Below are 21,994 nucleotides of genomic sequence, written 5' to 3' on the forward strand. Positions count from 1 at the left end.
TCGACACCGACACGACCGAGGGAAGGAACACCCGTGATCAAGCTAGCGATCATCGTCGGCAGCACCCGGCGCGGCAGGTTCGCGCCGGTGGTGGCGAACTGGTTCGCCGACCGGGCCAAGCAGCGCGACGACCTGAGCGTGGACGTGCTCGACCTCGACGACCTCGACCTGCCGGACCGGCTGCACGGCTTCGGCGAGGACCCGGCGCCGGAGGTCGCGCTGGTCTCGCCGCGCCTGCGCGACGCGGACGCGTTCATCGTCGTCACGCCCGAGTACAACCACAGCTTCCCCGCGCCGCTGAAGAGCGCCATCGACTGGCACTTCACCGAGTGGCAGGCCAAGCCGGTCGGGTTCGTCTCCTACGGCGGCGTCGGCGGCGGGTTGCGGGCGGTCGAGCAGTTGCGGCAGGTCTTCGCCGAGCTGCACGCGGTCACCGTGCGGGACACCGTCAGCTTCCACGGCGCGTGGTCGCGGTTCGACGACGCGGGCGCGCCGGTCGACGCCGACGCGGTGAACAAGGCCGCCACCGCCGTGCTCGACCAGGTCGTCTGGTGGGGGACGGCGCTCAAGGAGGCCCGCGCCAAGCGGCCTTACGAGGCCTGACGTGCGGGCCGTGCGGCTGCACGCGTTCGGCTCGGCCCTGCGGTGCGAGGAGGTCGGCGACCCGGTGCCGGGGCCGGGCCAGGTGCGGATCGCGGTGCGCGCGGCGGGCGTGCACCTGGTGGACGGGGTGATCCGGCGTGGCCGGGAGGACTGCGTGCCGCTGCCGGAGCTGCCCGCGGTGCTGGGGTCCGAGGTGGCCGGCGTGGTGGACGCGGTCGGCCGCGACGTGGACGAGGCGTGGCTGGGGGAGCGGGTGGTGACGCAGCTCGGCCTCGCCGGCGGTGGGTACGCCGAGCTGGTGGTGCGGGAGGTGGGCGCGCTGCACGTGGTTCCCGACGGGCTCGACTTCCCGGCGGCCGTGGCGATGATCTGCACCGGGAGCACGGCGCTGGGCGTGCTGGACGCGGCGGCCCCGGCCCCGGGCGACGTGGTGGTCGTGACGGCCGCCGCCGGGGGGATCGGGACCGTGCTGGTGCAGGGCGCGACCCGGGCCGGTGCGCTGGTGGTGGGCCTGGCGGGTGGTGAGGAGAAGCGGCGGGCGGCGTTGCGGGCGGGTGCGGCGGTGTCCGTCGACTACCTGGCGGAGGGGTGGCGGGAGCAGGTGTGCGCTCGACTCGGTGGACGGGAGGTGACGGCGGTGCTGGACGGTGTCGGGGGTGCGCTGGGGCGTGGTGCGGTCGACCTGCTCGCGCCGGGTGGGCGGGTCGTGATGTTCGGGTCGTCGTCCGGCGAGCTGGTGCACCTGACCTCGGCGGACCTGTTCGCCCGCGCGCTGACCGCGACCGTCGCCGTCGGACCGCAGGTGGCGAAGCGGTCGGGCGGGCTGCGCGCTCTGGAGGCACGTGCCCTGGCCGCCGCCGCGACCCACCGGCTGACCCCGTTCGTCCAACCGTTCCCGCTGGCCGAGGCCGGGCGGGCGCACGAGGCGATGGAGAGCAGGCGCACAGTGGGCAAGGTCGTGCTGCTCCCGGACGCCGGCTAGGGTCGGGGACATGCTGCACGGGAGGTCCGCCGAACTGGCCGTGGTGGACGACCTGTTGTCCGCCGCCCGCGCCGGGCGCAGCGGCGTGCTCGTGGTGCGCGGCGAGGCGGGCATCGGCAAGTCCGCCCTGCTGTCGCACGCCGCCACCCGCGCAACTTCGCCCGCCCCGGATTCGCCCGCACCGGGCTCGCCTGCCCCGGGCTCGCCCGCCCCGGAATTGTCGTACCCCTTTGGCACAATGAAAGCAGGGGCCCCCCTGGCGGGTACCCCTGCGCAGCAATCGCCCGGCCCAGCCGGCGGCAACCACGGCCCTGCCGGCAACCACGCTACTGCCGGCAACCACGCTCCGGCCGGCGGCAACCACGCTCCTGCCGGTGCCGACCGAGCCTCGGCCGGTGCCGGGTTCCTGGTCCTGCGCGGCACGGCGGTGGAGTCCGAGTCCGTGGTGCCGTTCGCCGGCCTCAACCTCCTCCTCGGCACCGTCGTGGACCGGGTCGACACCCTGCCGCCCAACCAGGCCACCGCCCTGCGCGCCGCCCTCGGCCTCGCCCCGCCCGAAGGCGGCGACCACCACCTCGTCGGCCTGGCCGTCCTCACCCTCCTCGCCGACCTCGCCGACCGGCGCCCCGTCCTCTGCCTCGTCGACGACGCGCACTGGCTGGACCAAGGCTCGGCCCAAGCGCTCGTCTTCGCCGCGCGCCGCCTCCAGGCCGAGGGCATCGCGATGATCTTCGCCGCCCGCGACCTGCACGCACCCCCGTTCCCCGCACCCGGCCTGCCCGAGCTGCGCCTCACCGGCCTCACCCCGGAGCACTCCGCCGCCCTCCTCGAGGAACACGCCGCCGACCTGCCCCGCTACGTCCGCGACCAGATCGCCGACGAAGCGCGCGGCAACCCGTTGGCGCTGCTGGAACTCCCCGCCGCCCAGCGCGAGGGCCACCTGCCCGCCGCCCACGCCTACCGCGTCGCCGCCCTGCCGACCCACAGCCGCATCCAGCAGACGTTCGCCGACCGCATCGGCACCCTCCCCGAACGCACCCGCACCCTCCTCCTGGTCGCCGCCGCCGACGACACCGGCGACCCGGCCGTGGTGTTCGAGGCCGCGGGCCTGCTCGGCGCGTCCGTCGACGACCTCGAAGCCGCCGAACGACGCCAACTCCTGCGCTCCGACGACGGCCGGCTCACCTTCCGCCACCCCCTGATCCGCGCCGCCGCCTACCAGAGCGCACCGCTCAAGCACCGCCTCACCGTCCACAAAGCACTCGCCGACGTGCTGGACGACGCCCACCGCAGCGCCTGGCACCTGGCCGCCGCCACCACCGCGCCCGACGAGCACGTCGCCCAAGCCCTCGCCCGCACCGCCGAGGACGCCCGCAACCGGGGCGGTTACGTCGCCGTCGCCGCCGCCTACCACCGCGCCGCCGAACTCACCCCGGACCCCACCGAACGCGGCCACCGGCTGGCGGCGGCAGCGGGCGCGGCCGGCGCGGCGGGCCAGTTCGACCGCGCGGTCGCGCTCGCCGACCAGGCGTGGGACCTCGTCACCGACACGCTGGACGGCGCACGCGTGGCGCGCATCCAGGCGAGGTTGGCCGCCGAGCAGGGACGTCCGGCGCAGGCCGCGGCGCAACTCGCCCGCGCCGTCACGTGCGCCCGGCACTCCGATCCGGAGCTGGCGGGGGAGATGCTGTTCCACGCGGCCAACAACGCGTGGGCCGGCCGCGACTTCGACGCCCTCGCGGACATCGTGGCGCGCGCCGACGGCCTGCCCGGCGCCGACGACACCCGCGGCGTCGCCAAAGCCGCCTTCGGCCTGGAAGGCGAGGACGTCCCCGGCGGCATGGCCGCGCTGCGCGGGCTCCTCGGCTCCCGGTACGTCGGTGGCCCCGGCAACGCGGTCACCGCCTGGTGGAACCTCGTCCTCGGCGACGACCAAGCCGCCTACGCCTGGGCGTTCGACCTGGAACGCCAGTCCCGCGCCCAAGGCGCCCTCGGCGTGCTGCCCCGCGCCCTCGCCTACCTGGCCCGCGGCCGCCTGCACCTCGGTCGGCACCGCGACGCGCGGGCCACCGCCGAAGAAGGGCTGCGCATCGCCGCGGACATCGGCCAGGAGTTCAGCGTCGGCTACCTGGCCGCCGTGCTCGCCGAGCTGGCCGCCATCGAGGGTGACGAGGCCAGGTGCGAGGAGCTGGTGGCGACGTTGGTCGGCGGCGCGCCCCAGTCCGTGCGGGCGGCGTGCGCGTCGGCGTTGCTGGACCTGGGCCTGGGCCGGCACGAGGCCGTGCTGGACCGGTTGGCCGACGTCGCCGCGGGCGCGCACCGGCTCTACTCCGTCACCAGCCTGCCCGACCTGGTGGAAGCGTCCGCCCGGCTGGGCAAGCCGCACGCCGACGCCGCCCGCTGGTACGACGAGTGGGCGTCGAGCACCGGCCGACCGTGGGCCCTCGCCGTCTCCGCGCGCTGCCGCGCCCTGCTCACCAACGACGAGCAGTGGTACGCGAAGGCCGTCGACCTGCACCGCGTCGACGACAGCCGCCCGTTCGAACGCGCCCGCACCGAGCTGCTGTACGGGGAGTGGCTGCGCCGGGCCCGCCGCAAGGCCGACGCCCGCACGCACCTGCGGTCGGCGTCGGAGGTGTTCGAACGCCTCGGCGCGACACCGTGGGCCGCCCGCGCCCGCACCGAGCTGCGGGCCACCGGCGAGAGCCGCGCCGTGCCGGGGCCGGACCCGCTCAGCGCCCTCACCCCGCAGGAGCTGCAGGTCGTGCGGCTGGCCGCCGAGGGCCTGAGCAACCGGGACATCGGCGCGCAGCTGTTCCTGAGCCCGCGCACGGTCGGCTACCACCTCTACAAGGCCTACCCGAAGCTCGGCGTCGCGTCGCGGGTGGAGCTCGGCAGGCTCGCCCTCGCGTAGCCGACCGGTGTCGCCGACTGGTCTAGACCCATTGACATCTCCTCCCGGGCGTACGCACGCTTGACGGCAGCCGGCCGCCGCCTTGCCCTAGGAGGACCCACGGTGACACTCCCAGCGAGGACGGCACGAGCGCTCGCCGTCCTGGTGATGGTGTTCGGCGCGATCGCCGTCTGGAACACCGACACCACCACGGCCTCGGCCGCCGAACCCCTCAACGGCCTCGTCCCCGCGCCCGTCTCGGTGCAGCCCGCCGCCGGCGTCACGCACGCGATCACGGCCGACACCCGCATCCACACCACGGCCGCCGTGCACGGCGTCGGCGACCACCTGGCCGCCCTGCTCCGCCCGTCGACCGGCTACGCCCTGCCCGTCACGGACACCACCGGCGTCCCGGCCGACGGCATCGCGCTGCTCATCGGCGGCGCGCCCGCGTCCGTCGGCGACCAGGGCTACCAGCTCACCGTGACGTCCGCGTCCGTGCAGCTGCGGGCCGACACGCCCGCGGGCCTGTTCGCGGGCGTGCAGACGTTGCGCCAACTCCTGCCCGCCAAGGTCGAGAGCCGGACCGCGCAGGCGGGCCCGTGGACCGTGCCGGGCGCGACGATCACCGACTACCCGCGCTTCGCCCACCGGGGCGCGATGCTGGACGTGGCGCGGCACTTCCACCCCGTCGCCACGGTCAAGCGCTACCTCGACCAGCTCGCCCTCTACAAGGTGAACTACTTCCACCTGCACCTCACCGACGACCAGGGCTGGCGCATCGTCGTCGACAGCTGGCCGCGGCTGGCCACGCACGGCGGCAGCACGCAGGTCGGCGGCGGACCGGGCGGGTACTACACCAAGGCGCAGTACCAGGAGATCGTCGCGTACGCCGCCGCCCGGCACATCACCGTCGTGCCCGAGGTCGACCTGCCCGGCCACACCAACGCGGCGCTGGCCTCCTACGCCGAGCTGAACTGCAACGGCGTCGCGCCCGCGTTGCGCACGGACATCGCGGTCGGCTACTCGTCGCTCTGCGTGTCCAAGGAGATCACCTACACGTTCGTGGAAGACGTGATCCGCGAGATCGCCGCGCTGACGCCCGGCCCGTACTTCCACATCGGCGGCGACGAGGCGAACGCGACCACCGACCAGGAGTACCAGGCGTTCATGAACCGGGTGCTGCCGCTGGTCGGCAAGTACGGCAAGAAGGCCATGGGCTGGCACGAGTTCGTCAAGACGACCGCGGACACCGGCGCGGTCGCGCAGTACTGGGGCACGACGACGTCCAACGCCGTCGTCCAGAACGCCGCCGCGCGTGGGCAGAAGATCGTGATGTCGCCCGCGAACAAGGCGTACCTGGACATGAAGTACCACTCCGGCACGCCCCTCGGCCTGAGCTGGGCCGGTTACGTCGAAGTCCGCGACGCCTACGACTGGAACCCCGGCACGCACGTCAGCGGCGTCCCGGAGTCCGCCGTCCGCGGCGTGGAAGCTCCACTGTGGACGGAGACGGTCGTGACACCGGCCCACGTCCACTTCATGGCGTTCCCACGCCTGTCCGCGATCGCCGAACTGGCCTGGTCACCGTGGGCGACCCACAACTGGGACGCGTTCCGCCGGCGCCTCGGCGCCCAGGCGCCGCGATGGGCCGCGATGGGCATCGACTTCTACCGCTCGCCCCAGGTCCCGTGGGCCGACAACGGCACCACCACCACGACAACCACGACCACCACCCAACCGTCCGGCACCTGGGCCCCGAACCGCGCGTACGCAGTGGGTGCCCAGGTCACCTACAACGGCGTCGCCTACCAGTGCCGCCAGTCGCACACCTCGCTACCCGGCTGGGAACCACCGAACGTCCCCGCCCTCTGGCAACGCCTCTGACGCCTGCCCTGGACGTTCAACTCACCGGTCCCGCGCGTCGAACACCCGGGCACCCCGAGTTGAACGTTCAGGGCACGACGCGGGCGGCGGAGACCGGGCGTTCCGACACGGCGAACGTCCGCGCGGACGACGTGTTCACGCTCCACCGGTACCGGCTGAACTCGCCGGTCACGTCGGACGCGTAGAACATCATGTGCCCGTAGCCCGCACCGTCCGTCGAGGCGGTGGCGTTGAAGATCCGGTTGTCCGGGAACCGGGAGTAGTTGCCCACCCCGTACACGCCGTGCGGCTCGGACGTGCAGTCCACGACCTCCACCGCGTACTGCGTCTCACCGCGGAAGTTCAGGCCGCGGGTCGGCGCGGTGTAGACGCCCTTCACCGAGCGCACCATCACCACGTGCCCGGTGTTGGTGTCCTGGTCGTTGCGGTAGTCGACGGCGATCAGGTCACCCGGACGAAGGTCCGCCACCCTGGTGACGCGCTCGAAGTGCGGGATCTCCCGCTCCGCGAACGCCGCCCGGTAGTCGCGCGCGAACGGGCTCGCCACGCCGAAGTGGGCGCTGAAGAACCCCGGGGTCGCCCACTTGTACGTGCGCTTCAGCACGGCGGTCAGGAACGACGCGCACTGGCTCTGGTTGACCCACCCGGACGCGTCGCCGGGCGAGCCCCACCGGACCACGTTCGGCTGGTCCGGCTCCTTGTAGGTGTTGTTGGCCAACGGGCACGTCGGCAACGACAGGTAGCCGACCAGTTGCTCGGCTTCCAGCAGGTGCGGTGTGGACGGCCGGTGTGGACGCGGCGTCCGGGCCGACGCGGCGGTCGTCCCGAGGGTCGCGGTCGCCGGTGCGGCGACGGCGGTTCCCCCGGAGAACGATCTGCGCGACAGGTCCATCGTGCGACTCCCCCTTCGATGCGGGCCCGCATACCGTAGTCGAAGGGGGTGGGCCGCACGTGGCGGTTTCAGCGCGCGTAGACCAGCAGGACGGTGGTCAGCACGGTGCACAGGGCGAGCATCGCGGCGATCCCGGTCATCGCCGCACCGGCCGACAGCAGGACCCGGGTGAGCATGCCGAGCACCCGGCGCAGGAGCTTGGCCAGTCCCATGACCAGCGCCATCGCGCCGATCATGATCACCACCACGAGCGGCGTCCACTCGGTGGCCTCGGAAGATTGAGCTAACGCGGTGAGCATGTTCATGATGACCCCCGGATGGCTTCCTGGGTGAACTTCACCTCTACTCACTGAAGTTGACTGAACCTCAGTAACTTGAGCGTAAGTGCGGTGTACCGGGCTGACAAGCCCCTGATGGGCGTATCGGCTCGTGACTTCTCTCCGCAATCGTGTATGTTTCACGCTTCAGCTGTTACGCTGAAGTTCACTGAAGGGCGCGCGGACGTGGTCGTTGCGGATGACTCCCACCTGCTGGCGCACCGCCTTCGGGCGCTGCGCGAAGAGCGGTGGCCCGACATCACGATCACGCAGAGTGACCTTGCGCACGCGTTCAGTGCCGAGAAGCCCGCGAGCGTGCCCCTGCTGTCGTCGTGGGAGAGCCGCAGCAAGCCCAAGACGCCGCCCCTGAACCGCCTCGCCGCCTACGCCACGTTCTTCGCCACCAAACGCTCCGTCGCCGCCCGCCCCTACCGGCTGATCCCGGTGGAGGAGCTGACCCCCGACGAGCTGCGCCGGCGGGAAGAGCTGCTGCGCGAGCTGGCCGACCTGCGCGCCGCCGTCGAGCGCGAGGACGGCGCGACCCCGGCCCAGGACCGCGCCGACCGGGGCTTCTGGTACTTCGACGACCGGTACGACATCACCATCGTCGTCGCCCAGCTCCCGGCCGACATGCGGGCGAAGATGCCCTACTCCGACCCCACGCAGCCGGACTACGTCGAGCTCTACACCTACGCCGACCTCGACGCCCTGATCGAGCTGCACGGCCACATCCGCGCGCTCAACCCGCGCAGCCAGGTCAACTTCCGCATCGCCTCCGACCTGGCGCCCGACGACTACACCACGCACCTCGTGCTGCTCGGCGGCGTCGACTGGAACCTCGTCACCCGTGAGCTCCTCGACCGCGTCGACCTGCCGATCACGCAGGTCGCGCGGCACGACGAGGCCGAAGCCGGCGGGTTCGTGGTGCGCGACCGCGAGGGGGGCGAACGCCTCTTCGCGCCGAAACTCGGCAACCACCGCGGCCACGAGGTCCTGCTGGAGGACGTCGGCCACTTCTACCGCGGCACCAACCCGTTCAACCACAAGCGGACGGTGACGATCTGCAACGGCCAGTACGGCAGGGGCACCCTCGGTGTCGTGCGGGCCCTGACGGACAGCAGGTTCCGCGACCGCAACGGCGCGTACCTGGAGACCCGCTTCGCGGGCGCCGACGCCTACAGCATCCTCACGCGGGTGCAGGTGGTGAACGGCCAGGTCGTGACGCCGGACTGGAACCTGCCCCAATCCCGCCTCGTCGAATGGCCGGAGGGCCCGGGTTGAACGCCACCGCTCCTGCGCTCGTGGAGCACCACGCGTCGCACGGCAAACTGCTGACCACAGTGGACGTCCGCGACTGCCCGCCGGGCGCCGTCGACGCGATCATCGTGCCGACCAACCGCCCGTGGCGCTACCTCGGCACGGCGGTCGAGGTCGCCGCCCAGCTCGACCGGCCGCTGGTCGTGCTCGCCAGCGGCGCCGCCGCACCGGACCGGGCCGCGAAACTGGCCCGCACCAGGGGCGTCGAGATGCTGGTGGTCGACGTCCGCGCGCTGCCGCCTTCGCTCATGCCCCGCCTGTCGGCCACCACGAAGGTGCTGGGCCCCACGGAGTTCATGCGGCACACCGACACCAGCTTCAAGCGCAACCTCGGCCTGCTCGTGTCCCGGGTGGTCGGCTGGGAGCGGGTGGCGTTCCTGGACGACGACATCACCGTGCCGACGCCCTCCGACCTCGACGCGGCCGCCGGCCTGGTCTCCGAGGGCTACGCGGCCGTCGGGCTGGAGGTCGGCGGCTTCCCGGACAACTCGGTGGTCTGCCACGCGCACCGCGAGACCGGCGGCGACCAGGGCACGTTCATCGGCGGCGGCGCGCTGGTGATCGGCCGCGAGTCGATGACCTCGTTCTTCCCGACGATCTACAACGAGGACTGGTTCTTCCTGCTCGACGACGCGGGCCTGCGCCGGTCGGCGATCACCGGCAAGGTGCGGCAGAAGCCGTACGACCCGTTCGCCAACGAGTCGCGGGCGCAGATGGAGGAGTTCGGCGACTGCCTCGCCGAAGGGGTGTTCGCGCTGCTGGACGACGACGGCGGCTTCGAGGCGGCGGCGGACGAGGGCTACTGGACCGAGTTCCTGCTCGGCCGGATGGCCCTGATCGACAGCATCCTCGACCGCATCAGGTCACGGGGGCGGCGTGACGACGAGGCGTTGCGGATGGAGATCGCCCTGCGCGCCGCGCGCAAGCGCTGCGACGCCATCCCGCCGTCGTTGTGCGTGCGGTACCTCAAGGCGCTCGCCCAGGACCGGCGCACGTGGGCGGCGCACGTCGCGACCTTCCCCCGCGGCACGGTCGGCCTGCGCGGCTCGGTGACGGAGCTGGGCCTGGTCGGGCACGCCACCTACGTCGCCCGCTGACGCCGCCTCCCATGTGGCGGAACGCTCAGCCTGCGGCGCGCGCCGGCGATTAGGCTCGCCTGCTGGGACGCACACGGTAGGAGGGCGCATGACGAGCACCGATGGTCGGCAGAAGTGGCTGACCGTCGCCGAGGAGCTGGCCGCGGCGTTGCGGGTCGACGCGGCGGAGCGCGACCGGCGCGGTGCGGAGCCCTCGGCGGAGGTCGCGGCGTTGCGGCGGTCCGGGTTGCTCGAGGTCGACGACTGGGCCACGCAGCAGGCCGTGACCAGGGTCGTCGGCGCGGCGGACGCCAACGTCGGCCACCTCCTCGGCTACCACTACCTGCAGGTCTGGCGCAGCGGCCTGTTCGACAACCCCGACCACCGACCCGGTGGCGACGTCCCCGGCGCCGATGTCTTCTGGGCGGGGGTCAGCAACCCGCTCGACGCCGCCCTGGAGCTGCGGCCCGTCGACGGCGGGTTCGAGGTCACGGGCCGCAAGACGTTCGCCACCGGCGCGTCGGTGGCCGACCGGCTCGTGGTCAGCGCCACCCACACCGAGACCGGCGACAAGATCACCTTCACCCTCGACGCCAAGGCCGACGGCATCACCTACGCCGGTGACTGGGACAACATCGGCCAACGCCTCACCGCCAGCGGCGGCGTGGTGTTCGACCACGTGCACGTGCCGTCCGACCAGGTCCTGGGCCCGCACGACGAGAACAGCCCGCGCCTGTCGCTGGCCGCCCTCGGCTTCCAGCTCGTGCTCGCCCAGCTGTACGTGGCGATGGCCGAGGGCGCGCTGGCCGAAGCCGCCCAGTACACCCGCACGACCACCCGCCCGTGGTTCCTCAGCGGCGTCGACCAGGCCACCGCCGACCCGTACGTCCTCGGCACGTACGGCGAGCTGGTCGCCGACACCCGGGCCGCCGGCCTCCTCACCGACCACGCCTCGGACAAGCTGGACCAGGCCTCCCGGCGCGGCGCCGACCTGACCCGGAACGAACGCGCCGAGACCGCCGCCGCCATCTCCTCGGCCAAGGTCGTCGCCACCAAGGTCGCCAACCAGACCACCAGCCGGGTGTTCGAGCTGTGCGGCGCGCGGGCCACCGCGGCCGGCTACGCCTTCGACCGGTTCTGGCGCAACGCCCGCACCCTCACCCTGCACGACCCCGTGTCGTACAAGGCGCGCGAGGTCGGCGCGTACTACCTCACCGGCGAGCACGCGCCGTTCACCGGGTACAGCTGATGGAGCCGTTGCTGGCGCGCAGCGTGCGCCTCGAGGACGACGGCGTGCACGTGCTGGACCGGCGCAACTTCCCGTTCGAGAAGACGTGGGTGCGCTGCGGCACGGTCGCCGAGGTCGCGAAGGCCATCGAGGACATGGTCACCCAGTCCTCCGGCCCGTACTTCGCCGCGCTCTGGGGCATGGTGCTGGCCGCCCGCGAGGTCCGCGACCTGCCGCGCGACGAGGCCCGCGCCCACCTCGACCAGGCCGGGCAGCTCCTGATCGCCACCCGCCGCACGAACAACCACCTGCGCAAGGCGGTGGCCGCCGTGCTGGCGGGCGTCGACGCGAACGACGACCTCGAAGCCGGTGCGCTGGAAGGCGCGAAGGCGGGGGACGAGCGCTACCGCAGCCGCAGCCGCAGCCTCGGCGCGCACACCGCCGCGCTGCTGCCGGACGAGGGCGCGGTGCTCACGCACTGCTGGGCCGACCTCTACCTGACCGAGACCGTCACCGCGGCCCACGCGATGGGCAAACGTTTGCGGTTCGTCTGCACCGAGACCCGCCCGTACCTCCAGGGCGCCCGCCTGACCGCCGAGACGCTGGGGGAGATGGGCGTCGACACGACCCTGATCACCGACGGCATGGGCGCGGCCGTCATGTCGACCGGCGACGTGGACGTGCTGCTGACCGCCGCCGACCGCGTCACCATGGACGGGCACGTGGTCAACAAGGTCGGCACGCTCGGCCTCGCGATCGCGGCGCACGCGTTCGACGTGCCGTTCCTGGCCATGGTGCAGGCGCCGGACCGCCTGGCGCCGACCGCCGCCGACGTGCCGATCGAGCACCGACCGGGTGACGACGTGCTGCACACGCTCGGCCGCCGCACGGCCACCGACCGGGCCCGGGGCCTGTACCCGGCCTTCGACGTCACGCCGCCGCGGTTCGTCACGAAGGTGGTGACCGACCGCGGTGCGTACGCTCCGGACGGTTTGGCCGATTACTACGTTGGGGACGTTCATGAGTGAGTGGGTCGTGCTGGACATCGAGGGCACGCTCAGCGCCACCGACCAGGTCCTGGTCACGCTGTACGACTACGCCCGGCCGCGCCTGGGCCCGTGGATCGACGAGCACGGTGACGACCCGGCCGTCGCCGAGGCCGTGGCGCAGGTCCGCGAGCTGTCCGGTGTGGACGGCGGCACGGACGAGCTGGTGCGCGTGCTGCACGGCTGGATGGACGAGGACCGCAAGGTCACGCCGCTGAAGACGTTGCAGGGCCTGATCTGGCAGCGCGGGTACGCCGAGGGCGACCTGGTGGCCGAGTTCTTCCCGGACGTCGTGCCCGCGCTGCGCAAGTGGCACGCCGAGGGCACGAAGCTGGCCGTGTTCTCCTCCGGCTCGGTGGCCGGTCAGGTGGCGTTCTTCGCGCACACCGCGGACGGCGACCTCACCTCGTTGTTCGAGTTCCACTTCGACACCGTGAACGCGGGCCCGAAGCGCGAGGCCGCGTCGTACCTCAAGATCGCGTCCGTGCTCGGCTCGGACGACATCACCTTCTACTCCGACGTCCCCGCCGAGCTGCACGCCGCCGCCGAGGCGGGCTGGGCGACGGTCGGCGTCGCACGCCCCGGCGAGCCGTACGGCGACGCGGACTTCGGTCCACACCGGACGGTGCGGGCCCTGTGAGGACCGGCTCGGTGACACCCGGTGCGGCGCTGGCCGCCGAGTGCGCCCGGTACACCGCGATGGGCTGGATGCGCGGCACCTCGGGCAACCTCTCCGTGGTCGTGGACCGCGACCCCCTGCGGCTCGCGGTGACCGTCAGCGGTAAGGACAAGGGCGAGTTCACCGCGGACGACGTGGTGATCGTCGACGCCGAGGGCCGCACGGACGACCCGGTGCGCGTGCCGTCGGCCGAAGCGGGTCTGCACGGGCGGATCGCGGCGGTGTCCGGCGCGGGCGCGGTGGTCCACGTGCACGCCCTCGCGCCCGTGGTCGCGGCCGAGCACTGGCCCGACGGCGTCGAGCTGCGCGACCTGGAGATGCTCAAGGGCTTCGGGCGGCAGGCGCACGAGACCGTCGTCGTCCCGGTGGTGCCGAACAGCCAGGACATGACCGTGCTCGGCGACGCGTTCGAGGCCGGTTTCCGCGCGGACGTGCCCGCCTTGCTCGTCGCCCGCCACGGGGTGTACGTCTGGGGTGACGACCTCTACCAGGCGCGGCACCGGCTGGAGTGCTTGGAGTGGCTGTTGCGCTTCAAAGCCGAGACCTACAGGAGGTAGGCGCGATGACGTTGCTGACCGTGTGGTCGGACACCGACCCGGAGACCGCTCTGGTGCGCACCGCCGACCCCGCCGAGATCGCGGTCGAGCTGAAGCAGCTCGGCGTCCGGTACGAGCAGTGGCCGGTCGTGCCGGGCGTGACCAGCGAGAACGTCCTGGAGGTGTACGCCGAGCAGGTCGCCCGCGTCACCGAGACCGAGGGCTACGTCCTGGTCGACGCGACCGAGATGACCCCGTCCGACGACCCCGAGTGGCTGGCCTCGGCCTCCCAGGCGCGGCTGAAGTTCCTGGCCGAGCACACCCACGACGACGACGAGGACCGGTTCTTCGCGCGCGGTTCCGGCGTGTTCTACCTGCACGTCAAGGAGCGCGTGTACGCGGTGCTGTGCGAGGCGGGCGACCTGCTGAGCGTGCCCGAGAACACCACGCACTGGTTCGACATGGGCACCCGGCCGGACTACGTGTCGATCCGGTTCTTCCACGACGACGACGGCTGGGTCGGCAACTTCACCGGCAGCGGGATCGCCGAGTCGTTCCCGACCTACGACGCGCTCATGGCGGGTCACCGAGCGAGCTGAGCTCGGCGGCGAGGTTGGCCTTGGCGCGGACCTCCCACCGCTCACGTGCGTGCGGCGTGACGTACAGCGGGTCGCGCCGGGCCAGCGAGCGCAGGACGTTCGCCCGGCCGACCCGCCACGCGTCGTCCGGCACGTGCGCGTACTCGGCGCGCACGGCCGTGCGGTAGCGCTCGTAGGCGGCCGGGTCGGAGCCCAGGACGGCCAGGTCGGCGTCCAGGAGCAGGCACGTCAGCGGGTCGTCCGAGGCGTGGTCCGCGGTGGCCAGCACCAGGTCGGCCACCGCGTCGGCCTCGGGCAGGCCGACCAGCCGTTCCCGGGCCCACTCGGCGCTGCGCCGCTCGTCCTCGCCCGGCACACCGTCGTAGATCACGTCGTGCACCAGGGCGGCGAGCGTCAGCACAGCGCGCTCGCGTGCCGTGCGGTTGTCGGCCTCGGCGAGCACGTCGACGTCGCGGACGACGGCCAGCACGTGGCCGGCGTTGTGGTAGCCGCGGTGCGGTTCGGCGTACCGCTCGGCGAGGTCACCCGGTCCCTGCGCGCCACCGAGCACCCGGACCGCGTCGTGCCACCGTGCTTCCAGCTCAAGCATCGGGCAACCCCACCGTGAACGCCGCGCCGCCCTCGGGCGCGGGACCGGCCTCGATCGTGCCACCCAACCGGGTCACCAGACCGTGCACCAGGGCGAGCCCGATGCCCGTGCCGACCGGCCGGGACCGCTCGTACTTCGCGTGCAGCGCGCCCTTGCGGAACGCCACCCGGTAGTCCTCCTCGGACAGCCCCGGACCGCCGTCGCGCACCTGGAGCACGTCGTGCAGCGCCAACACCACCGGCCGACCGGCGGGCGTGAGGCGCAGCGCGTTCTCCAGCAGCCCGTCCAGCACCTGCCGCACCCGCCGGGCGTCCGTCGTCCGCACGACCGACCGCGCCGGCGCTTCCAGCCGGAACTCGACCCCCTTCGCCGCGCACCGGGACCGCCACACCTCGGCGGCGGCCGTGACGACCTCGGTCAGGTCGACCGGGGCGAGGTCGACGCGGAAGTCGTCCGCACCCAGGCGGGCCAGGTCGAGCAGGTCGGTCACCAGCCGGTCGAGCCGGTGCGCCTCCTCGGAGATCGTGCGGCCGACCGACGGCACCTCCGGCCCGGACACCACGCCGTCGGCCAGCGACTCGGCGAACCCGCTCACCGCGGTCAGCGGCGTGCGCAGCTCGTGCGAGACCGACAGCAGGAACTCCCGCTGCCTGGCCTCGCTGCGCGCCAGCGCGTCGGCCAGGGCGTTCACCGCGCCGCCGACCTCGGCGACCTCCGCCGGCCCCTGCTCGGGCGCCCGCAGGTCGCGCCGACCACCGCTCATGGTGCGCGCGACCGCCGCCGTCCGCCGCAACGGGCGCGCGACCAGCTTGCCCAGCAACAACCCGGCCACCGCCGCGACCAGCAACCCGACAGCCAGCGCGAACGTGATGTTGCGCAGCAGCTTGCGGCCCGGTCCGTTGCCGATCCCCGTCTCCTGCACCAGCGCGACCCCGTCGCGCACCTCGACCAGCCGCGTCCCGGCGACGCCGGACCTGACCCGGGCCTCCCGCACCGCGCGCACGGCCTGCGGATCACCGGCCAGCCCGCCGTCCGGCCCGATCAGCACCACGGCGATGCCCTGCCCGCGCAGCACCTCGACCACCCGCAGCCGCCCGGCCCGACCCACGTCGAGCTGCCCGGCCACCACGTCCGCCTGGTCGGCCAGCGCCTCACGGCTCACCTCGCGTGACGCGGTCAGCACCAGCCGTGCCGACACCAACCCCGCCACCACGACCGCCACACCGGCCACGGCCAGGCACAACGCCGTGATGCGGAACGCGAGGCTGGTCCGCTTCACGACGCCTCGACCGAGTAGCCGACCCCGCGCACGGTCCTGATCGGGCTGCGGTCGCCGAGCTTCGCCCGCAACTGCGCCACGTGCACGTCCACCGTCCGCGTGCCCGCCGCCGCCGCGTAACCCCACACCGCGCTCAACAGCTGCTCCCGCGCGAACACCCGCCCGGGGTGCCGCATCAGGTGGGCCAGCAGCTCGAACTCCGTCGAGGTCAGCGCCACCTCGTCGGCGCCCGCCCACACCCGCCGCCGGTCGCCGTCCAGCTTCACGTCGCCGACCACGTGCACCGGGTTGACCTGCGGCGTTCCCCGGCGCAGCACGGTGCGGACCCGGGCCACCAGCTCGCGCGGGCTGAACGGCTTGGTCACGTAGTCGTCCGCGCCCAGCTCCAGTCCGAGCACGCGGTCCACCTCGTCGTCGCGCGCGGTCACGAACAGCACCGGTGTCCAGTCGCCCGCCGCGCGCAGCGCCCGGCACACCTCGACCCCGTCCATCCCGGGCAGGCCGACGTCCAGCAGCACCGCCACCGGCCGCAACCGCCGCACCGCCGCCAACGCCGCGTGCCCGTCCGCCTCCACGTGCACCCCGAACCCGTCCCGCCGCAGGTAGAGGCAGATCAGGTCGGCGATGGCCCGTTCGTCCTCCACGACCAGCACGAGTCCCTGCACGCCGGGAATCGTGGCACGCGGCCGGCGGCGGGCAGGGCCACGCGCGTGTTCGGGTTCGGTAAAGGTCGTGCGCTCGGGCCGGCTCGTCGAGCCACCGCACGATCCGTACCCCCTGTGCGGGTGAAATCCACGCGTGCCACGTCGGATCGGCATAACGAATCCATACCGGCGTGCATCAGCTGAATGGTCCACGGCGATAGAGCAGAGGCGGAGTAGTCCGATCCGCCGATCAGCCCTTCGACCACGTGGAGACCTCCATGCGCACGGCCAGTCGTACTCTGTTCGGAGCATCCTCCCTGCTTGCGGTCCTCGCGGCCGGCGCCCTCGCCGCCGGTGCCTCCGCCCAGCCGGATCCCGCCCCTCCACAGTCCGGTGACCCGCGCGCGACAGCCGTTGCCGGCAACGTCGACATGGGCCAGCCGGGCGACGCGTGCGACGAGGTGGGCTTGCCCGGGAACGAGGCGATGTTGCCGCCGGGCACCTACACCACCGACGGCACGAACATCACCATCACCGCGAACCCGCCCGGGTACGTGATCACCGGTGTCGTCGTGAAGGGCGGCCCGGCCTACAACATCTACCGGGCGGCGGACCTGAGCCCGCTGCCGTGGGAGAACCTGCACTCGCCGCTGAACGCCAGCGGCAAGCCGGCGGAGATCAGCCACTGGTTCGTCTGCCAGGACGTCGCCACCACGACCACCACGACCACCACGACCACCACGAGCGCCACGACCACGACGACGGTGACGACCACCCCCGGCACGACCACCAGCCCGCCCGGGTCGACCACGACCACGCCGGTGAAGACCACCACGACGGTGCCGTCCGACCGGGTCACCACGACGACCACCAAGGCCGCCGGCGTCGTGGTCCCCGGCCGGGATGACGACCTGGCGGCCACCGGCTTCAACGGGTGGTGGCTGATCGTCGCGGGGCTGTCCCTGCTGGCAGCGGGCGCCGGGTTCCTCGCCTCGCCGAAGCTCCGCAACCTCCTCCGGAGGTGATCGGTCCGGCGCGGACGGTCAACATCACCGTCCGGTAACGAATGGGCGGCAACTGATTCAACTGAATGGGCTACCTCGATAGAGGGGTGGTCGGTGTAGTTCGATCCTCCGGTCAGCCCTCGAACCCGCGGAGCAGCACCTATGCGCATCACCAACCGCCGCCTATTCGGAGCAGCCGCCCTGCTCGCCCTGAGCGCCACCGGCCTGCTGGGCGGCACCGCCTCGGCTTCGCCCGACACCCCCCTCGACTCGGGCGACGACCGCGCCACCGTGGTCGACGGCAACGTCGACATCGGGCAGCCCGGCAACGCCTGCGACGTCCTCGGCCTGCCCGGCGACGAGATGACCATGCCGGCGGGCACCTTCACCGTCGACGGCGTCAACATCACCATCACCGCGCACCCCGAGGGCTACACCGTCACCGGCGTCGTGGTGAAGGGCGGCAAGTCCTACAACGTCTACGACGCCGCGGACCTCGGCGACCTGGCCTGGGAAGACCTGCACCCGCCGGTCAACTCCAGCGGCGGCCCGGCGGGCATCAGCCACTGGTTCGTCTGCGCCGAGAAGGACGCCGCGGTCACCACGACCCCGTCCACCCCGGACAGCACCACGCCGTCCACCCCGGCCACCACCACCGAACAGGTCGCCCCGACGACCACCGAGTCCGTCGCGGTCACCCCGACCACCACCTCCGCGCCGGTCATGGCCGACGGCGCCAACGACGGCGACCTGGCCAACACCGGCTACGACGGCGGCTGGATGCTGATCGTCGGCCTGGGCCTGGTCGCCGCCGGCGCCGCCTTCGTCGCCTCGCCGAAGCTGCGCGGCCTCCTGCGCCGCTAACCCCTGAACACCCACCTCACACCACAGGGCCGCTCCCACCCCGGGAGCGGCCCTCGTGCTTCCTCGCCCCACCTCCGCGACCCCACCCTCACACCCCACCCCTCACCTCACCCTCCTCACCTCACCCCCCACCTCCGCCTCCCTGACCACTCGATCGCACTGGACCGCGAGGTCGCGTCGATCGTTCGCGTCCTCATTCCCGACGATCACGCTTTTCGATCGTCGGGAATCAGGGCGCGAACGGTCGACTTCCCGGCGACCTCGCCCGCGACGCCGGAGGCGGCGCCATCCAACACTGTGACCTGCGCTACCTCACTTGATCCAGGGGGCAGCCCAGCCGCACCACCCGGAACACCGCCGTCTACGATCCGATGAGCCGGCGGCGCCACCCACCGGCGAAGCCAGAACCAGACAGTGCAGGAGGCACCGTGACGGCCGTAGCCCCGCAGCCGATCGCGACGCGGCCCTTCGGGACTCGCGACGCGGTCAAGGGTTCGTTCCTGCTGCGGATGTTCCGCACCACGGACCACAAGCAAATCGGCATCATGTACCTGGTCACGTCGTTCGCCTTCTTCATGGTCGGCGGCGCGATGGCCATGCTGATGAGGACCGAGCTGGCCCGACCGGGCATGCAGTTCCTGTCGCAGGAGCAGTTCAACCAGCTGTTCACCATGCACGGCACGGTGATGCTGCTGCTCTACGCGACGCCCATCGTGTTCGGCTTCGCCAACTTCATCCTGCCGCTGCAGATCGGTTCGCCGGACGTCGCGTTCCCGCGGCTCAACGCCTTCTCGTACTGGCTGTACCTGTTCGGCGGCCTGATCGTGATGGCGGGCTTCCTCACGCCGGGCGGCGCGGCCGACTTCGGCTGGTTCGCCTACACCCCGCTGTCGAACGCCATCCACTCGCCCGGCGTCGGCGCCGACCTGTGGATCTCCGGCCTGGTCGTCGGTGGTCTCGGCACCATCCTCGGCGCGGTCAACATGATCACCACCGTGGTCTGCCTGCGGGCGCCCGGCATGACCATGTTCCGCATGCCGATCTTCACCTGGAACATCCTGGTGACGTCCGTGCTGGTGCTGCTGGCGTTCCCGATCCTGACCGCCGCGCTGCTCGGCCTGCTGGCCGACCGCCACCTGGGCGCCCACGTGTTCGACCCCGCCAACGGCGGCGTGATCCTGTGGCAGCACCTGTTCTGGTTCTTCGGCCACCCCGAGGTCTACATCGTCGCGCTGCCGTTCTTCGGCATCGTGTCGGAGATCTTCCCGGTGTTCAGCCGCAAGCCGATCTTCGGCTACAACGGCCTGGTCTACGCGACGCTGGGCATCGCGGCGCTGTCCGTGGCGGTGTGGGCGCACCACATGTACGCCACCGGCGCGGTGCTGCTGCCGTTCTTCGCGTTCATGACGTTCCTGATCGCGGTGCCCACCGGCATCAAGTTCTTCAACTGGATCGGCACGATGTGGAAGGGGCAGCTGACGTTCGAGACACCGATGCTGTTCAGCATCGGCTTCATCGTCACCTTCCTCTTCGGCGGTCTCTCCGGCATCCTGCTGGCCGCGCCGGCGATCGACTTCCACGTGTCCGACACGTACTTCGTCGTCGCGCACTTCCACTACGTGCTGTACGGCACGATCGTGTTCGCCACGTTCGCGGGCATCTACTTCTGGTTCCCGAAGATCACCGGCCGGATGATGGACGAGCCGCTGGGCAAGCTCCACTTCTGGACCACGTTCCTCGGCTTCCACGCCACGTTCCTGGTGCAGCACTGGCTGGGCAACGAGGGCATGCCCCGCCGGTACGCGGACTACCTGCCCAGCGACGGCTTCACCACGCTGAACACGATCTCGACGATCGGCGCGTACATCCTCGGCGCGTCCACGCTGCCGTTCATCTGGAACATCTTCAAGTCCTACCGGTACGGCGAGACCGTGAAGGTGGACGACCCGTGGGGCTTCGGCAACTCGCTGGAGTGGGCGACCTCGTGCCCGCCGCCGCGGCACAACTTCACCGAGCTGCCGCGCATCCGCTCGGCGCGCCCGGCGTTCGAGCTGCACTACCCGCACATGATCGAGCGGCTGCACAGCGAGGCGCACGTGACGTTCACCGGCAAGGCCATCGCGCACGAGGACGCGAAGCCCGCGCCGTCGGAGGTGGCCGCCGCCGCTGTGCAATCGGGCACAGCCTCGGAGGACACCGAGGGCGACCACAAGTAACGCTTGTAACCTGAGCGCAGGTTCAACGGCGAGCCCCGAAGACCAGCGTCCGACTCCCTCGGACCGCGGTCTCGGGGCTCGTCGCTGTCTGGCATAGGAGCCATCAGTGACCAAGCCCAGCGCCACGCCCGTCCTGATCACCGTCACCGGACCGGACAAGCCGGGGGTCTCCTCCGTGCTCTTCGCGGTGCTGACCAGGCACGGCGTGGAGATCCTCGACGTCGAGCAGGTCGTCATCCGCGGCCGGCTGGTGCTCGGCGTGCTCGTGGCCGCCGACCACGACCCGGAGGGGTTGCAGGAGACCGTCGAGCAGGCCATGGCGACGGTGTCCATGCACGTCGAGGTGGAGATCGGCGCGGACTCGAAGCGGACCGCGCGGCTGGAGTCCAGCCACGTGCTGATCCTGCTCGGCCGCCCGGTCACGGCCCGCGCGTTCACCGAGGTGGCGCGCCGGCTCGCGTCGCTCGGCGTGAACATCGACGCGATCCGCGGCGTCGCCGACTACCCCGTCACCGGCCTTGAGCTGCGGGTTTCCGTAGCCGACGACACGCCGGAGAGCGACGCGCAGCTGCGGTCGGCGTTGGCCGAGGTGGCGGTGCGCGGTGGGCTGGACATCGCGGTGGAACGGGCCGGGCTGACCAGGCGGGCCAAGCGGCTGGTGGTGTTCGACGTCGACTCCACGCTCATCCAGGGCGAGGTGATCGAGATGCTGGCCGCGCACGTCGGGGTGGAGCCGCAGGTCAAGGAGATCACCGACGCGGCGATGCGCGGCGAGCTCGACTTCACCGAGTCGCTGCGGCGGCGGGTGGCGCTGCTGGAGGGCCTGGACGAGTCCGTGCTGGACGAGGTCGCCGAGTCGCTGGAGCTGACGGCGGGCGCGCGGACCACGGTGCGGACGTTGAAGCGGCTCGGGTTCCGCTGCGGTGTGGTCTCCGGCGGCTTCACGCGCGTGATCCAGCGGCTGGTCGACGACCTCGGCCTGGACTTCTGCGCGGCCAACGAGCTGGAGATCGTGGACGGCAAGCTGACCGGCCGGGTCCTCGGCGAGGTCGTGGACCGGGCGGGCAAGGCGGTGGCGCTGCGGCGGTTCGCCGACGAGCAGGGCATCACGCTGGCGCAGACCGTGGCCGTGGGCGACGGCGCGAACGACATCGACATGCTCGGCGCGGCCGGGTTGGGCATCGCGTTCAACGCCAAGCCCGCGTTGCGCGAGGTGGCGGACACGGCGCTGTCGCACCCGTTCCTGGACGCGGTGCTGTTCGTGCTCGGCGTGACCCGCGCGGAGGTGGAGGCCGCGGACGCGGCGGACGGCTTGGAGCTGAACCGGCTGTGAACCCGATCCT

Annotated in this window: 20 protein-coding genes; 15 read left to right on the forward strand and 5 right to left on the reverse strand. The window is 72.3% G+C overall.

Annotation, left to right across the window (positions count from 1 at the left end):
• The first annotated feature begins 33 nt into the window (after positions 1-33).
• The 4 genes from ACZ7GX_RS24835 to ACZ7GX_RS24850 all read left to right on the forward strand — a co-directional run bounded on the left by ACZ7GX_RS24835 (position 34) and on the right by ACZ7GX_RS24850 (position 6,365).
• The gene (locus ACZ7GX_RS24835) at positions 34-603 is read left to right on the forward strand and encodes an NADPH-dependent FMN reductase (RefSeq protein ID WP_498779931.1); all 570 of its coding nucleotides are present in this window, start codon (positions 34-36) and stop codon (positions 601-603) included.
• Between the two features lies 1 nt (position 604).
• Positions 605-1,585: a zinc-binding dehydrogenase gene (locus ACZ7GX_RS24840; protein WP_498779933.1), complete on the forward strand. Its 981-nt coding sequence runs from the start codon at positions 605-607 to the stop codon at positions 1,583-1,585.
• 10 nt (positions 1,586-1,595) lie between these two features.
• A complete protein-coding gene (locus ACZ7GX_RS24845) occupies positions 1,596-4,499 on the forward strand; it encodes a LuxR C-terminal-related transcriptional regulator (RefSeq protein ID WP_498779935.1) in 2,904 nt (967 codons plus the stop codon).
• Positions 4,500-4,646: 147 nt separating this feature from the next.
• Positions 4,647-6,365: a family 20 glycosylhydrolase gene (locus ACZ7GX_RS24850; protein ID WP_498780037.1), complete on the forward strand. Its 1,719-nt coding sequence runs from the start codon at positions 4,647-4,649 to the stop codon at positions 6,363-6,365.
• Positions 6,366-6,432: 67 nt separating this feature from the next.
• Here the strand turns inward: ACZ7GX_RS24850 and ACZ7GX_RS24855 are convergent, their stop codons facing one another.
• Both ACZ7GX_RS24855 and ACZ7GX_RS24860 read right to left on the reverse strand, forming a co-directional pair.
• On the reverse strand, positions 6,433-7,257 hold the full coding sequence (locus tag ACZ7GX_RS24855) for a hypothetical protein (protein WP_498779937.1): 825 nt from the start codon (positions 7,255-7,257) through the stop codon (positions 6,433-6,435).
• Positions 7,258-7,325: 68 nt separating this feature from the next.
• Positions 7,326-7,562, reverse strand: a complete 237-nt coding sequence (locus ACZ7GX_RS24860) for a hypothetical protein (protein ID WP_498779938.1) — start codon at positions 7,560-7,562, stop codon at positions 7,326-7,328.
• Between the two features lie 198 nt (positions 7,563-7,760).
• Here ACZ7GX_RS24860 and ACZ7GX_RS24865 point away from each other — a divergent pair, with 198 nt between their 5' ends.
• The 7 genes from ACZ7GX_RS24865 (at position 7,761) to ACZ7GX_RS24895 (ending at position 14,055) form a co-directional block, all read left to right on the forward strand.
• Positions 7,761-8,855, forward strand: a complete 1,095-nt coding sequence (locus ACZ7GX_RS24865) for an XRE family transcriptional regulator (protein ID WP_498779939.1) — start codon at positions 7,761-7,763, stop codon at positions 8,853-8,855.
• Positions 8,834-9,988 (forward strand): hypothetical protein, encoded by a 1,155-nt coding sequence (locus tag ACZ7GX_RS24870; protein WP_498779940.1) that lies wholly within the window; start codon positions 8,834-8,836, stop codon positions 9,986-9,988. Before ACZ7GX_RS24865 ends, ACZ7GX_RS24870 begins: the two co-directional genes overlap by 22 nt.
• Positions 9,989-10,076: 88 nt before the next feature.
• Positions 10,077-11,216, forward strand: coding sequence for an acyl-CoA dehydrogenase family protein (locus ACZ7GX_RS24875; protein WP_498779942.1), 1,140 nt, complete (start codon positions 10,077-10,079; stop codon positions 11,214-11,216).
• The gene (locus tag ACZ7GX_RS24880) at positions 11,216-12,223 is read left to right on the forward strand and encodes a s-methyl-5-thioribose-1-phosphate isomerase (RefSeq protein WP_498779943.1); all 1,008 of its coding nucleotides are present in this window, start codon (positions 11,216-11,218) and stop codon (positions 12,221-12,223) included. Before ACZ7GX_RS24875 ends, ACZ7GX_RS24880 begins: the two co-directional genes overlap by 1 nt.
• Positions 12,216-12,881 carry an acireductone synthase gene (mtnC, locus tag ACZ7GX_RS24885; RefSeq protein ID WP_498779945.1) on the forward strand — a complete coding sequence of 222 codons (666 nt, stop codon included), beginning with the start codon at positions 12,216-12,218 and terminating at the stop codon, positions 12,879-12,881. Before ACZ7GX_RS24880 ends, mtnC begins: the two co-directional genes overlap by 8 nt.
• 11 nt (positions 12,882-12,892) lie before the next feature.
• Entirely contained in the window at positions 12,893-13,477 is a 585-nt protein-coding gene (gene mtnB, locus ACZ7GX_RS24890; RefSeq protein WP_498779947.1) for a methylthioribulose 1-phosphate dehydratase, read from the forward strand.
• A gap of 5 nt (positions 13,478-13,482) precedes the next feature.
• A complete protein-coding gene (locus tag ACZ7GX_RS24895) occupies positions 13,483-14,055 on the forward strand; it encodes a 1,2-dihydroxy-3-keto-5-methylthiopentene dioxygenase (RefSeq protein ID WP_498779948.1) in 573 nt (190 codons plus the stop codon).
• Here the strand turns inward: ACZ7GX_RS24895 and ACZ7GX_RS24900 are convergent.
• From ACZ7GX_RS24900 to ACZ7GX_RS24910, 3 genes are read right to left on the reverse strand one after another with little or no spacing between them, the layout of a single operon-like run.
• Complete coding sequence (locus ACZ7GX_RS24900; RefSeq protein WP_498779950.1) at positions 14,030-14,644, reverse strand: HD domain-containing protein; 615 nt, start codon at positions 14,642-14,644, stop codon at positions 14,030-14,032. The two genes, ACZ7GX_RS24895 and ACZ7GX_RS24900, sit on opposite strands and share 26 nt — an antisense overlap.
• Positions 14,637-15,923, reverse strand: coding sequence for a HAMP domain-containing sensor histidine kinase (locus ACZ7GX_RS24905; protein ID WP_498779952.1), 1,287 nt, complete (start codon positions 15,921-15,923; stop codon positions 14,637-14,639). The genes ACZ7GX_RS24900 and ACZ7GX_RS24905 overlap by 8 nt, the downstream gene beginning before the upstream one ends.
• Positions 15,920-16,588, reverse strand: a complete 669-nt coding sequence (locus ACZ7GX_RS24910) for a response regulator (RefSeq protein ID WP_498779954.1) — start codon at positions 16,586-16,588, stop codon at positions 15,920-15,922. The genes ACZ7GX_RS24905 and ACZ7GX_RS24910 overlap by 4 nt, the downstream gene beginning before the upstream one ends.
• A 410-nt stretch (positions 16,589-16,998) precedes the next feature.
• Here ACZ7GX_RS24910 and ACZ7GX_RS24915 point away from each other — a divergent pair, with 410 nt between their 5' ends.
• The 4 genes from ACZ7GX_RS24915 (at position 16,999) to serB (ending at position 21,984) form a co-directional block, all read left to right on the forward strand.
• Positions 16,999-17,592 (forward strand): hypothetical protein, encoded by a 594-nt coding sequence (locus tag ACZ7GX_RS24915; protein ID WP_498779956.1) that lies wholly within the window; start codon positions 16,999-17,001, stop codon positions 17,590-17,592.
• Between the two features lie 141 nt (positions 17,593-17,733).
• Positions 17,734-18,435 carry a hypothetical protein gene (locus ACZ7GX_RS24920; protein ID WP_498779957.1) on the forward strand — a complete coding sequence of 234 codons (702 nt, stop codon included), beginning with the start codon at positions 17,734-17,736 and terminating at the stop codon, positions 18,433-18,435.
• A 428-nt stretch (positions 18,436-18,863) separates the two neighbouring features.
• Positions 18,864-20,651: an aa3-type cytochrome oxidase subunit I gene (gene ctaD / locus ACZ7GX_RS24925; RefSeq protein ID WP_230566069.1), complete on the forward strand. Its 1,788-nt coding sequence runs from the start codon at positions 18,864-18,866 to the stop codon at positions 20,649-20,651.
• A 106-nt stretch (positions 20,652-20,757) separates the two neighbouring features.
• Complete coding sequence (serB, locus tag ACZ7GX_RS24930; RefSeq protein ID WP_498779958.1) at positions 20,758-21,984, forward strand: phosphoserine phosphatase SerB; 1,227 nt, start codon at positions 20,758-20,760, stop codon at positions 21,982-21,984.
• Positions 21,985-21,994: the final 10 nt, after the last annotated feature.

The sequence above is a fragment of the Actinosynnema sp. NPDC037264 genome, assembly GCF_055603705.1.